The 14,465-nt window shown below is 58.3% G+C and carries 10 protein-coding genes; 9 read left to right on the forward strand and 1 reads right to left on the reverse strand.

The features are described from left to right. Positions 1-62: 62 nt before the first annotated feature. Positions 63-848, reverse strand: a complete 786-nt coding sequence (locus NTD86_RS22450) for an AraC family transcriptional regulator (protein WP_262205540.1) — start codon at positions 846-848, stop codon at positions 63-65. Between the two features lie 148 nt (positions 849-996). Between NTD86_RS22450 and NTD86_RS22455 the strand changes: the two genes are divergently transcribed. The 9 genes from NTD86_RS22455 to NTD86_RS22495 all read left to right on the forward strand — a co-directional run bounded on the left by NTD86_RS22455 (position 997) and on the right by NTD86_RS22495 (position 14,465). After that, positions 997-1,437: a DUF411 domain-containing protein gene (locus NTD86_RS22455; RefSeq protein WP_262205541.1), complete on the forward strand. Its 441-nt coding sequence runs from the start codon at positions 997-999 to the stop codon at positions 1,435-1,437. A gap of 443 nt (positions 1,438-1,880) precedes the next feature. Next, the gene (gene glgA / locus NTD86_RS22460) at positions 1,881-3,446 is read left to right on the forward strand and encodes a glycogen synthase GlgA (protein ID WP_262205542.1); all 1,566 of its coding nucleotides are present in this window, start codon (positions 1,881-1,883) and stop codon (positions 3,444-3,446) included. Positions 3,447-3,461: 15 nt separating this feature from the next. Continuing rightward, positions 3,462-5,246 carry a malto-oligosyltrehalose trehalohydrolase gene (treZ, locus tag NTD86_RS22465; RefSeq protein ID WP_262205543.1) on the forward strand — a complete coding sequence of 595 codons (1,785 nt, stop codon included), beginning with the start codon at positions 3,462-3,464 and terminating at the stop codon, positions 5,244-5,246. Beyond that, on the forward strand, positions 5,239-7,320 hold the full coding sequence (gene malQ / locus NTD86_RS22470) for a 4-alpha-glucanotransferase (protein WP_262205544.1): 2,082 nt from the start codon (positions 5,239-5,241) through the stop codon (positions 7,318-7,320). The genes treZ and malQ overlap by 8 nt, the downstream gene beginning before the upstream one ends. Then, entirely contained in the window at positions 7,317-10,097 is a 2,781-nt protein-coding gene (locus tag NTD86_RS22475; RefSeq protein ID WP_262205545.1) for a malto-oligosyltrehalose synthase, read from the forward strand. The genes malQ and NTD86_RS22475 overlap by 4 nt, the downstream gene beginning before the upstream one ends. Before the next feature lies 1 nt (position 10,098). Then, positions 10,099-10,338, forward strand: coding sequence for a DUF2934 domain-containing protein (locus NTD86_RS22480; protein ID WP_262205546.1), 240 nt, complete (start codon positions 10,099-10,101; stop codon positions 10,336-10,338). A gap of 199 nt (positions 10,339-10,537) precedes the next feature. After that, complete coding sequence (glgX, locus tag NTD86_RS22485; protein ID WP_262205547.1) at positions 10,538-12,700, forward strand: glycogen debranching protein GlgX; 2,163 nt, start codon at positions 10,538-10,540, stop codon at positions 12,698-12,700. Positions 12,701-12,702: 2 nt separating this feature from the next. Then, positions 12,703-13,704, forward strand: coding sequence for an acyl-CoA dehydrogenase family protein (locus NTD86_RS22490; protein WP_262205548.1), 1,002 nt, complete (start codon positions 12,703-12,705; stop codon positions 13,702-13,704). Continuing rightward, positions 13,701-14,465, forward strand: a complete 765-nt coding sequence (locus tag NTD86_RS22495) for a PIG-L deacetylase family protein (protein WP_262205549.1) — start codon at positions 13,701-13,703, stop codon at positions 14,463-14,465. The genes NTD86_RS22490 and NTD86_RS22495 overlap by 4 nt, the downstream gene beginning before the upstream one ends.

The following is a 14,465-nucleotide window of genomic DNA, read 5'->3' on the forward strand; positions in this document are numbered from 1 at the left end:
AGATGGCTGTGAGTCTATGGCCGGGAAAGAGGGAACATCGGTCAAACCCTTCTGTTTGTCGGTCAGATTGCGCCGGTGTGGCGCTGATCCTGACCATACAAAGAAGGCGCAACGCCCAACTCACGGCGGAACATGTCACTGAAACTGCTGGGCGAATAACCGAGCGAGCGGGCGATCTGACTCACTGACACCCCTTGAATCAACTCGGCTGCGGCCGTTGCCAACTGCACTTGGCGCCGCCACTGCGCGAAGCCCATGCCCAACGCCGCCTGTATCAGCCGCGCCAGAGTTCGCACACTGGCTCCGGCGTTCTCGGCATGCTGTTCAAAGGCGATGTCCAATGTCGGATTGGCCATCACGGATTGACACAGGTTGAGCAAGCGTCGATCCGGCGAGTCAGGCATCGGCACTTTGAGCAAGGTACGCCGGGCGCGCTGCAACTCAAGTAACGTCAGATTAAGCAACGCCTCAGTGTAGGCCGGTTGCGCATCGGGCAGGTCCACCAGATGAATAATCAGCTCGCGCAGCAACCGACCGACTTCAATGACCTGCACGGTGCTGTCCAGCGTGCTCGCCGTGGTGTGTGGCAGGTAGATGTTGCGCATCTGCAGATCGCTGACCACACGAATTCCGTGGGGCACGCCCGGTGGCAACCAGACCGCCCGTTGCGGTGGCACGGCCAAGGCTTCATCCGGTGTGTCGACCCACATCACCCCGCTCATGGCATATAGCAACTGGCCCCACTCATGCTGGTGCGGTTCAATGTACAAACCACGCGGATAAGTACGCGCCAGCGGCTGTACCGACACGGCAGGGTCAGATAAATCAGGCGGGGCAGCGAGCGCCATAAGCAGTTCACGTCATAAAAGTGAGTGCACATGTTACCTGAGCTTGTTTGCCCTTAATGAGTCCCCACCTGACAAAACTGTCATCTGAGCATCAGTTGTCTGTCAGGCTATGCCGCCCAGGCTGAGTTATTTCTACAAGAGGTCATCAATGAAAAACCCGTTACGTATTTTTGCGCTGTCTGCCTTGCTGGTGACGTCATTCGCCCACGCGGCTGACCAACTGACCATGGACGTGCACCGCGACGCCAACTGTGGCTGCTGCAAAGCCTGGATCTCGCACCTGCAAGCCAATGGCATCCAGGTCATCGATCATGTCGAAGACGATATGAGCCGTGTCAAACAAGAGCTCGGCGTTCAGCCGCGCCTGGCTTCGTGCCACACCGGGGTGATCAACGGTAAATTCGTCGAAGGCCACGTGCCTGCTGAGCAGGTCATCGCCCTGAGCAAGCGCAATGACTTGAAAGGCATTGCCGTTCCAGGCATGCCGATAGGCTCTCCGGGCATGGAAATGGGCGACCGCAAAGACGCCTACCAAGTGATTGGCTTGCGCAATGATGGCCGCGATGAAGTGGTCGCCGACTATCCATAAGCCCTCCTGAACCTGCATGAGCTGCCCGGTATTGCTTATGCTTTAACCTTAACGACGAACCTGTGGCCGCTGCCGCAGGCTGCGATCGGTCGGGTGCGTTACAGCGTTACGCACCCAAACACACCGCACAAATCCCTCCCTGCTGTTGGTCTGAAAAGCGCGTCAAAAACCCTACAACTTGTCGGGTCTGCCAACAGCCTTACACCTTCTCTCCTACACTCAGCCCTGTCGCGCAAACGACGGTCAGTGTCGTTTTAAATAAACCGAACCTTCTGCCCTTCCGACAGGTCAACCGGATAGAGGGGCGGTCTTCGTAGTGCATTCCTAACCGCATCTGGCTCTATGCCCGAAGATGTTGTCCGGGTGATTTTTATCAATCAGAAAGTGGAGGCTGACAGGTCACAAGGCCGATAGCAGCTCAATACGTACAACGGGAGAGAGTCATGATCAGTTTTGCTCCGCAACAAGACGGACGGTTAAACCCAACTGTTTCGTCCTCGATCACGCTCTCCGGGTTGGCGCCTGCCAGTAAGGCAACGCAGCCAGTGGTGAATACAAATCCCAACAAGAAGAAAATTCTGTTCGTCACGTCCGAGCTGGCAGACCTGGTCAAAACCGGCGGTCTGGGCGACGTATCGGCCGCCCTGCCCCGGGCCATGCGTCATCTGCATGACGTACGGGTGTTGATTCCCGGCTATCGGCAAGTACTTCAGAGCGACAACCCGATTCATATCATTGGCGAACTCGGCGGCCATGCGGCCCTGCCGCCGTGCAAAATCGGGCGCATGGACCTTGCAGACGGCCTGGTCATTTATGTGCTGATTTGCCCGGAACTGTACGAGCGCGAAGGCACGCCCTATGGCGCCAACAATGGTCGCGACTGGCCCGACAACCATATCCGCTTCGCCCGCCTGGGCCTGGCCGCCGCCGATATTGCTGCCAACCTGGCGCAGATCTATTGGCAGCCGGATCTGGTGCACGCTCACGATTGGCCCGCCGGCCTGACTCCGGCCTATATGCACTGGCGTGGCCAACGCACGCCGACCCTGTTCACCATTCATAATCTGGCCTATCAGGGCGTCTTCAGCCGCGCGTGCTGCCCGGAATTGGGCATCCCTCATCATGCGCTGCAGCAAGATGGCATGGAGTTCTACGGCAAACTGTCATTTCTCAAGGCAGGCATGGCTTATTCAAGCCATATCACCACAGTAAGCGCCACTTACGCCCAGGAAATCACCACACCAGAGTTTGGCTGCGGGCTAGAGGGTTTTCTGTCGAGCAAAACTCAACAGGGTCTGCTCAGCGGCATCCCTAACGGTATCGATGAAAGCTGGGAGGCCTCAACCGACCCGCATTTGATCGCGCCTTACGCCCCCGGCGACTGGTCGGGCAAAGCCATTAACAGCGACCATATCCGCGAGCTGTTTGAATTGAAAAAATCTTCCGGCCCGTTGTTCGCCGTGGTGTCTCGCCTCGTGTATCAAAAAGGCCTGGACCTGACCGAAGCAGTCGCCGATTTCATCGTGGCGTCGGGAGGGCAAATCTGCATCATCGGCCGTGGCGAGCCGGAAGAAGAACAAGCCATGCGTGACCTGGCCTTACGTTTTCCAGGCCAGGTCAGTGCTCGTATCGGGTTTAACGAAACCGATGCCCGACGCATGTTTGCCGGCAGTGACTTTTTATTGATGCCTTCTCGTTACGAACCCTGCGGCCTGAGCCAAATGTATGCGCAGCGTTTCGGTTCGCTGCCCGTGGCACGCAACACTGGTGGCCTGGCCGATACGATCGAGGACGGGTTGACCGGGTTTCTGTTCAATGAATCGACACCTGAGAGTTACATCCAGGCCTTGCGCCGGGCATTCAAAGTGTTTGCCTATCCAGACTTGTTCAATGCCATGCGCTGCCGTGCCATGTCGGCGCCCTTCAACTGGTGCAAGGCAGTAGAACCTTATGCCGAGTTGTATGAACAACTGGTCGCCCAATCGCTGAGCAGACCTGCAAATACCTGAGGAGGCCATTTATCAATGACTTCCCTAACCGTACCAACGCAGCATCATGGCGCCCACCTGCTGGCCACAGAACACACCCGTTTCAGCCTGTGGGCGCCAGATGCAAAGCGGGTCAGTGTGGTATTAAAAACGGGCCAGCGGCTGCCCATGTGCCCTGAGGCCAATGGCTGGTTTGTGTGCGAAGCACCCGCTCCCAAGGGAACCCGCTATCGCTACCGTATCAATGACGAGTTAGATGTGCCGGACCCCGCCTCGCGTGCTCAGGACGGGGGCATTGACGGTTTTAGCGTGGTGATCGACCCCAACGATTACCCGTGGCAACACCCGCACTGGAAGGGCCGCCCCTGGCATGAAGCGGTTATCTATGAGCTGCATGTGGGCGTGCTGGGGGGGTATGCCCAAGTGGCCAAGCAATTGCCACGCTTGGCCGAACTCGGCATAACGGCCATTGAACTGATGCCGCTGGCTCAATACAGCGGCGAACGTAATTGGGGGTATGACGGTGCACTGTTGTACGCACCCCATGACACTTATGGCTCGCCCCAGGCGCTCAAACAACTGATCGACACGGCCCATGGCTTGGGGCTGATGGTCATTATTGACGTGGTCTACAACCACTTCGGGCCACAGGGTAATTTCCTGCCGTCCTATGCCTCGGCTTTTTTCGAGGAAGAGCGTCATACCCCATGGGGCGCCGGGATTGATCATGGCCGCCCTGAAGTGGGGGATTTCTTTATCGACAATGCCCTGATGTGGCTATTGGAATATCGGGCCGACGGGCTGCGCCTGGACGCCGTCCATGCCATCGACAATCGAGGGTTCCTGCAGACGCTGGCGACGCGAGTCAAACAACACACAGCCCCGGATCGGCATGTCTGGCTAACCGTTGAAAATGAATTTAATCAGGCGCAGTTGCTGACAAATGACTTCGACGCTCAATGGAATGATGATGGCCACAACATACTGCATGCGTTGCTAACCGGCGAAAAAGAGGCTTATTACGCCGATTTTGCCGAAAACAGCAGCGAAAAATTGGCACGCTGCCTGAGCCAGGGCTTTATTTTTCAAGGGCAGACAGACCGGCGCGGCAACGCACGCGGCGAACCCAGCGATTATCTGCCGGCCAGCGCCTTCGTACTGTTTTTGCAAAACCACGATCAAATTGGCAATCGTGCCCTGGGCGAGAGGCTCCACCAGCTTTGCCCTGCGCCCGCGTTACATGCCGCAACCGCCTTGCTGTTGTTGTCACCCATGATTCCGTTGCTGTTCATGGGCGAAGAAAGTGCGGCCCCGGAGCCCTTCCTGTATTTCACCGACTACACAGGAGAACTGGCGACAGCCGTCTGCGAAGGGCGGCGAAAAGAGTTTGCCGAGTTCACAACCTTTGCCTCAAACCACCCGGCCGAAGTCACTCCAGATCCCAACCGGCGGTCAACCTTCGACAGGTCTCGGCCCTCGTTGACACCGGCGCACGATGACGCTGCACGCCTGAACACGCTCGCGCTTTATCAACACTTACTGGATTTACGTCATCAATGGATTATTCCGCGCCTGCAGGGAGCTTATTCCCTAGGCGCGCAGGTGTTATCCGCGGGGGCTGTGGCCGCACGGTGGCAAATGGCAGACGAACGCGTGCTGCATATCGCCGTTAATTTGAGTGACCGGCCCGCGCCTTACACAGCCCCCGCCCACAGTGAGCTGTTGTTTCAAAGCGAGCCGCAACTGGCCTTTTACCTGCAGAACAATCACGAATTGAAACCTTACAGCGCATTAGTCAGCCTGGAGAGGGCCCATGGGTGAATCGCAACTGGAAATACTCGCCAGCCGCGCAGGCTTGGCTGTGGACTGGGTGGATGCCAATGGCAACCCTCAACGCGTCGCACCAGCGGTGTTGCAAGCCATATTGGCGGGCCTGGGTTTACCTGCCGACAGCGCCGAGGCCATTGAGACCAGCCTGCTGAACTTGCAACTCGAGCAACAGAACAAACGCCTCCCCCCGTTACTGACTGCCGATGTGGGCCGCAGTTTGAACCTGGCGCGCTATTTCAATCCTCATAGCCAGTGCGTGGTGTATCTGGAAACCGGTGGCACGCTGGACATTCAGCTGGATGCGGATGCTTTTCTGCCCGGCATGATCGGGATCGGCTATCACCGAGTGAACATCGAAGACCAATATTTCACCCTGGCTGTTGCGCCGCCCCGGTGCTACAGCATGGCCGATGCGCTGGACAGCCAGCCGCCCCGAGCCTGGGGCTTGAGTGTGCAACTGTATTCATTGAGACGAGAAGGTGATGGCGGCTTTGGCGATACCTTGGCACTTGAGCGGCTTGCCAAGGCAGCCGGTGAACGCGGTGCCGATGCGCTGGCTATCAGCCCCATACACGCGATGTTCAGTTGCGATCCCCAGCGCTATAGCCCGTATTCACCGTCCAGTCGTTTATTCCTCAACAGCCTGTATGCAGCCCCCTCCTGTGTCCTGGGTGAGGTGGCCGTGCAGCGCGCCATTGACGCCTGCGCGCTGGGTGATGAACTACGTCGGCTGGAACAGCTGCCATTGATCGACTGGCCTGCTGCAACCGTCGCCAAGCAAACGCTGCTACGCCAGTTGTATGAGGATTTTCTGCTCGGTGAGCAACCGTTGCGGGCAGACTTCAACCAGTTTCGGGACAGCGGTGGCGAGGCGCTGGAAAACCATTGCCGTTTCGAAGCCCTGCAAGCGCAGCAAATGGCCGATCAACAAAGCCTGGATTGGCGGCTCTGGCCTGAACAATGGCGCGATCCCAACAGTCCGGCACTGCTAATTTTTGCCGAAGAACATGCCCATGACATCGGTTACTACGCCTTCTGCCAATGGCTGATTGACCGCTGTCTGGCGCGCGCTCAGCAATCAGCCCGTGACAATGGCATGCCTATCGGCCTGATTGCCGACCTGGCGGTAGGCGCCGATGGCGGCGGCAGTCAAGCCTGGTGCAGGCAGGATGAGCTGCTGGCCCACCTCACCGTCGGCGCCCCGCCCGACATGCTCAACCGCCAGGGGCAAGGATGGGGGATTTCGGCGTTTTCACCGGATGGGCTGAAACGCAGTGGTTTCAGGGCCTTTATTGAAATGTTGCGCGCCAACTTTGCTCACGCAGGTGGCCTGCGCATCGACCACGTCATGGGTCTGCAACGCCTATGGGTCATCCCGTTGGGCGCCGCGCCGACTGAAGGGGCGTACTTGTATTACCCGGTCGAAGATATGTTGCGCCTGCTCAGCCTGGAGTCTGTCCGTCATCAAGCCATCGTGCTGGGCGAAGACCTGGGCACGGTAGCGGAAGGCTTGCGCGAAAAACTCAGTGAGCGCGCCATTCTGGGCATGCGCGTATTGCAGTTTGAACAGGACTATGGCGCTCGCTTCAAGCCCATTCTCGACTGGCCCGATAACGCGCTCGCCACCACCAGCACCCATGATTTGCCAACCCTCAATGGTTGGTGGCATGAGCGTGACATCGACTGGAATGCCCGGTTGGGCATGGTCGATGCGCAAACCGAAGCCCACTGGCGGGAACGCCGCGAGCAAGAACGTAACGGCTTGCATATGGCCTTGAGTCAGGACCCACAAAACTTCCAGGAAGAATCGACCGGTGCCGATCAAGTCCTGGATGCCAGTGTGCGGTTTCTGGGGCATACCCGGGCCCCGTTGGTGTTGCTGCCCATTGAAGATGCGCTGGGGCTTGAAGAGCAGCCCAATCTGCCGGGAACGATCAGCAGCCACCCCAACTGGCGGAGGCGCCTGCCGATTGACAGCGACACGGTACTCGACTCTGCCGGGGCCGCCCGGCGCCTGGAACTACTGGCCTGTGCACGTCTCCAGGCCCAGGAACGTGACCGATGAGCGCTGTTACTGCACCCGTGATGCGGGCAACGATGCGCCTGCAATTTCATGCCGGATTCACCCTGGAAGATGCACGCCTGCAAGTGCCCTACCTGGCCCGGCTGGGCATCAGCCATCTGTACGCTTCACCGCTGCTTACCGCCCGTGCAGGCTCCATGCATGGCTACGATGTGGTTGATCCGACCCAGGTCAGCCCAGCCCTCGGCGGCGAAGACGCACTGCGCCGACTGGTCGAGGCCTTGCGCGCGCATGGCATGGGGCTGATCCTGGACATCGTGTCCAACCATATGGCCGTCGGGGGCAACGACAACCCTTGGTGGCTGGATCTGCTGACCTGGGGTCGTGCCAGCCCCTATGCCGGTTTTTTTGACGTTCACTGGCACTCGGGCGATCCACTGCTCGAAGGTGTACTGCTACTGCCGTACCTGAGTGGCGGGTACGGCGTCTGCCTGCAAAAAGGAGAGATCCGCCTGCGCTTCAACGCCGAAGAGGGCAGCTTTCGCGCGGAGCATGGCAATCATCATTTCCCCATTTGCCCCCTCGACTACCCTGCCCTGCTCAGCACCGGCACGGAGCCCTTGCAACAACTGGCCAATGACTTTGCTGCCCTTCACACCTCAGGCAGCCCACGTGAGCAAGCCCAGCCGCTGCACCGGGCACTGAGCGAGTTGAGCCGTTCACCGACGATTACCGAAGCGATTGAGGTGTCGTTGGCGCGCTACGATGCTCGCCATGTCGAAGGCTTTGCACGCCTGCATCAGCTCCTGGAACGACAGTCTTATCGACTGGCCAGTTGGCGCACGGCCGCTGACGACATCAATTGGCGGCGCTTTTTTGATGTCAACGAACTGGCCGGCTTACGGGTAGAACGCCCACAGGTCTTTGAGGCCACCCACGGCAAAGTATTCGAATTGATCAGCCAAGGTCTTGTCGACGGCTTACGCATCGACCATATCGACGGCCTGGCTAATCCGGCCGGCTATTGCCGTACCTTGCGTCGCCGTATCGATAGCCTGCAACCAGACCGGCATATACCGATCTATGTCGAAAAAATACTCGGCGCAAACGAGCAACTGCCCGAAGACTGGGGCGTGGATGGCACCACGGGCTATGAGTTCATGGATCAGGTGTCACTGCTCCAGCACCATCGCGAAGGTGAACACACACTGGAACGCTTGTGGGCTGAACACAGCCAGCGGCCCGCCGATTTCAAATCAGAAGCCTTGCTGGCGCGCCAACAGATTTTACAGGGCTCCTTGGCAGGCGATTTCGAAAGCGTGGCCCAGGCGCTGCTCAACGTTGCCCGTAATGACATCATGACCCGCGACCTGACCCTCGGGGCCATACGCCGCGCCTTGCAAGCGCTGGTGATGCACTTTCCGGTGTATCGCACCTATATCAGCGCCACCGGGCGCAGCAACGCAGATGAACGTGTGTTCCAGCAAGCCCTGGCTGGCGCGCGCACGGCATTGAACGAAGCAGACTGGCCTGTGCTGGACAACCTGGAACAATGGCTGGGCGGAGCCCCCTGGGGCGACTTGCCGGTAGGACGTTCGCGCAAAATGCTCAAGCATGCCTGCATCCGCTTTCAGCAACTCACCTCGCCCACCGCTGCCAAAGCCGTTGAAGACACCGCCTTCTATCGCTATGCCCGTTTACTGTCGCGTAACGATGTGGGTTTTAGTGCCGAGCGTTTCGACGCCCCTGTTGAAGCGTTTCACCAGGCTTGCCAGACACGCTTGGAGCGTTTCCCTGACAACCTGCTGGCCACCGCGACCCACGACCACAAACGAGGCGAAGACAGTCGCGCGCGTCTGGCCGTGCTCAGTGAACGCAGCGCCTGGTACGCCCGCTGTGTTGCTGATTGGCAGCCACTGGCCCAGGCCCTGCGGGCAGGCCGGACGGGCCCTACGATCGGCGATGAATTGATCGCCTATCAAATCATCCTCGGTGCCTGGCCACTGGACTTACAGCCCAATGGCCCGGCCGGTTTGCAACGCTTCAACGACAGGATCTGGCAGTGGCAGCTCAAGGCCTTGCGCGAAAGCAAGTTGCAAAGCCAATGGGCAGCGCCCAATGAATCTTACGAAAACGATGTCCGGTTTTTTCTGGAACAACTGTTCCTGCACCCCGCAGGGCTGGCATTGCGAAGTGCCCTTTATGAGGCCTGCGAAGAAATCGCCAGTGCCGGAGCTGCCAACGGGCTTGCTCAGACCTTGCTGAAACTGACCTCACCCGGCGTGCCCGATATTTACCAGGGCACTGAACTCTGGGATTTCAGCCTCGTCGACCCCGACAACCGGCGGGCGGTGGATTTTACCTTGCGCCAACAACTGCTCCAGAGCACCGCAAACCCTACCCTGCTCGCGCAAAAGTGGCGCGACGGTGCCTGCAAACAGGCGCTGATTGCTCACACCCTGAGGATTCGAGCCGACCATCCGCAACTGTTTGGCCGGGGCCGTTATATCCCGCTCACCGTGAGCGGCAAAAAGGCACAGCACGTAGTCGCCTTTGCCCGCCAGTGGAATGATCAACTGGCGCTTATCGTCGTTGCACGGGCGAGTGCAAATTCTATTCAAAAGAATGCACCTTTATTCAATAAAACATCCATTTGGGAAGATACAAATATCGAATTACCGTTTGACGGATTAACGCTCACTTTTAAGGGACTTTTTGAAACACCCGTAGTCATTACTAATAGGCGACTACGGGTCAGCGACGTTCTGGATACTTTCCCCGTCAACCTTCTGGTCAATACATCAGCCAAGGAGCTTTGAGATGAGTCATAACGAAAAGCGCATTCGTGAATTTGCTTACCAAATCTGGGAATCCGAAGGACGTCCACAAGGGCAGGAAGCAAGGCATTGGGAAATGGCTCATAAACTGGCAGAGGCCGAAGCCTTGGCCGGTAAGCCTGCTCCCTTGGCCAAGGCGCGGGCCAAGCCGAGCAAACCGCCTGCCGCCAAGGAGCCCACGGCCAAGAAACCCAGGGCAACGCGCAAGCCCACGACGCCTTGACCTAGGCAGACACACGCGCCAGACACTGCTTATTTAAATCAATACCGCTTTAAAACAGGACAGTGATGCCTGAGGGAAACGTGCGCCCTGAAAAACGCCTCTTTAACCTCACTCATTAACACCTGATACAGGCTTTTAATGCCTGCCAATAACTTCTGATTTGATTGCACAGTGTTCGACTTATTACCCAGGAGCAACCATGAACCAGCGCAAGTCGGCCCCATCTGAAACACCGGACGTTGAACCCTCGCGCATTCGTGAAGGGCTGCCCTTTCCGCTTGGCGCGACATGGGACGGGCTTGGCGTTAACTTTGCGTTGTTTTCAGCCAATGCCACAAAAGTGGAATTGTGTCTGTTCGACTCCACTGGCGAAACCGAACTGGAACGCATCGAGCTGCCTGAATACACCGATGAGACTTATCACGGCTATTTACCCGATGCTCATCCGGGGCAAGTCTATGGTTATCGCGTGTACGGCCCCTACGACCCGGAAAACGGCCATCGTTTCAACCACAACAAACTGTTGATCGACCCCTATGCCAAGCAATTGGTCGGTGAGTTGAAATGGTCCGAGGCTTTGTTTGGCTACACGATCGGGCATCCCGACGCTGACCTGAGCTTCGATGAACGTGACAGCGCGCCGTTTGTTCCCAAGTGCAAGGTCATCGACCCCGCACACACCTGGGGCCACGACCACCCACTGGTCGTACCTTGGGAGCGCACGATTTTTTATGAAACCCATGTACGCGGCATCAGCATGCGGCATCCCGCGGTGCCTGAAAATGTCCGTGGCACGTTTGCCGGCCTGATGAACGATGAAGTCATCGAGCACATTCGCAAACTGGGCGTGACCAGTGTCGAACTACTGCCCGTACATGCCTTTGTGAACGATCAGCACTTGCTGCAAAAAGGCATGACCAACTATTGGGGCTACAACAGCATTGCTTTTTTTGCCCCGGACCCGCGCTACCTGGCCAGCGGCAAAATTGCCGAATTCAAGGAAATGGTCGCGCATCTGCACGAGGCCGGGCTGGAGGTGATTCTCGACGTGGTTTACAACCACACCGCCGAAGGCAATGAGCAAGGCCCCACCCTGTCGATGCGCGGAATCGACAACGCGTCCTACTACCGCCTGATGCCCGATGACAATCGCTATTACATCAATGATTCCGGCACCGGTAACACATTGGATTTAAGCCATCCGTGCGTCTTGCAGATGGTCACGGACTCGTTGCGCTACTGGGCGCTGGAAATGCACGTCGATGGCTTCCGCTTTGACCTGGCCACCATTCTTGGGCGTTACCACGATGGCTTCGATGAACGTCATAGCTTCCTGGTGGCCTGCCGACAAGACCCATTGCTACGCCAGGTAAAAATGATTGCCGAACCCTGGGACTGCGGCCCCGGCGGTTATCAGGTGGGGGGCTTTCCACCCGGCTGGGCGGAATGGAACGACCGTTTTCGCGATACCGTGCGCGCGTTCTGGAAAGGCGACGAGGGCCAGTTGGCCGACTTTGCTGCGCGCATGACCGCCTCGGGTGATCTGTTCAACCAGCGGGGTCGACGTCCTTACACCTCAGTCAATTTTATTACCGCCCATGATGGCTTCACGTTGCATGACCTGGTGTCGTACAACGACAAACACAACGAAGCCAACGACGAAAATAATCAGGACGGCAGCAACAACAACCTGTCCTGGAACCACGGGGTCGAAGGCCCCACAGAAGACGTAGAAATCAATCGTTTGCGCCTGCGCCAGATGCGCAACTTTTTCGCCACCCTCCTGCTCGCGCAAGGCACCCCGATGATCGTCGCCGGTGACGAGTTTGCCCGCACGCAACATGGCAATAACAACGCGTATTGCCAAGACAGCGACATTGGCTGGGTCAATTGGGAACTGGACGACGATGGAAAATCACTGCTCAAGTTCGTCAAGCGCCTGATCAAATTGCGCCTGAGCTACCCCATCCTGCGGCGCGGATTGTTCCTGGTGGGTCATTTCAATGAAGAGTTAGGCGTCAAGGATGTCACCTGGCTTGCTCCCGAAGGCACAGAGATGACCATCGAACAATGGGAGGATGCCAATGGCCGCAGCCTCGGCATATTGCTCGACGGTCGTGCGCAAGTGTCTGGAGTGCAGCGGGCCGGGGCTGATGCCACGCTCCTGATCACCTTCAACGCCCATCACGACAGCGTGGACTTTACCCTGCCGCAAGTCCCGGAAGGTACGGGCTGGATCGTCAAGTTCGACACCTTCGACCCGGACAGCAAAAGCCGTGAGCCGCTCGCCTTCAATAGTGTTTATGCCCTCAACGGCCGCTCAATGGCGTTGTTCGAGTTGGTCAAGGATCAAGAGGCCTGAAGATGGATCTGCAACGGTTTTTTGAAAACGCCGCACCGCCCCTGCACACCGCACAAGACCTGGGCGCGTGCCTGCAAAAAATGGTCGACAACGGGCTGGATCAATTGCCGATGCCTGGCCGCGGGCACACGCTTGAGCGCTGGCAACACCTGGCCTATGTCGCGGGGCAAAACCTGGGGCTGTGCAAGCTCTATGAAGGCCATACCGATGCCTTGGCCACACTCAATGAATTGAGCGCTGCCCCTGCGCCGCAAGGCAGTACGTGGGGGTTGTGGGCAGCGGAACCGCCCAATGCACGTGTCCAAGTGCACCAAGAGGACGGGCAGACGCTGCTCAATGGTCGCAAGGCGTGGTGTTCAGGCGCAGCCGTGGTCAGCCATGGGTTGATCACCGCCTGGAATGAACAAGGCAAGGTGCAATTGGTGGCCGTCGACTTGCAGCAACCGGGCATCCGTGTCGAAAACAGCGGCTGGGAAGCCGTGGGGATGAGCGCGACAGCCAGCGTCGACATCACCTTTGAGCACGCCAGGGCCACGTGTATCGGTCAGCCCGGTGATTATTTGCAACGTCCTGGTTTCTGGCAGGGTGCAATCGGTATTGCCGCGTGCTGGTACGGCGCCGCCAACCGGCTGGGCGAGTATCTCCAGCAGCATTGTCAGCAACGGGCTGAACCTCATGCGTTGGCCCATTTGGGTGCCATTGACGCGGCTTTATTCAGTGCCCGCTGCATCCTTGCCGAAGCTGCTCGACGCGTAGACTCAGCTCCAACAGCCGATGTTCAACGGTTGGCTCGTCAGGCGCGGGCTCACATTGAAATCTGTGCCGAGCAGGTCATTGGCCATGTCGGCCATGCACTGGGCGCGGGGCCGTATTGCAAAAACCCGCATTTTGCCCGGTTAAATGCTGATTTACCGGTGTATCTGCGCCAAAGCCATGCCGAACGTGACCTCGAGGCGCTTGGCGCGTTAGTGGCTGCGCAGGTCCAAACGGCAGAATCACCATGAAGCCCAACTTGATTGTCGGCGCAGGGACCGCACTGCAACACTGGCAAGACGCTCAATGCCTGGCACACATGCCGCAAACGACCTTGACGCAGTTGGTGCCCGAGGGCGCACGCGCAGTGGTGATTGCCCCTCACCCGGATGATGAAGTCCTGGGCTTTGCCGGTTTGCTCCAGCAACTCAACGCAGCCCGTTACCCGCTGCTGCTGATTTCAATCACCGATGGCACCGCCAGCCATCCGGGCTCAACCTTCTGGCCTGTCGAGCAACTGGCGGAACAACGCGCCCAGGAATCAAAAGAAGCACTTCGCCGTCTGGGCATCGCTCGTGAGCACATGAGCTGGCTTCGCGCTGGGTTTGAAGACAGCCACGTTGCTGATCGCGAACATGCCGTGGCCGCCTTCGTCGAACGCCACTTACAGCCGGGCGATGTCGTGTTTGCCACCTGGCGCGAAGACGGCCACAGCGATCACGACGCAGTAGGCCGTGCAGTCGGCCATGCCGCTATCGCCGCAGGCGCCACACTCTATGAAGTGCCCATCTGGACGTGGCACTGGGCGCACGATCAAGACCCCCGCGTGCCTTGGCACAGGGCGCGCAAACTGAACCTGAGCCCCGACGCAGTGGCACGCAAGCGTCACGCCGCGCAGGCCTTCACCAGCCAGTTGCAAGCCGACCCAAGCACCGGTCAAGGGCCGGTTCTGTCCCCCTTGGTACTGGAGCGCTTGCTTCAACCCTTTGAAGTGTTTCTTGTGCCGGAGTAA

The organism is Pseudomonas sp. 7P_10.2_Bac1 (assembly GCF_025465935.1).
Classification (GTDB): Bacteria; Pseudomonadota; Gammaproteobacteria; order Pseudomonadales; family Pseudomonadaceae; genus Aquipseudomonas.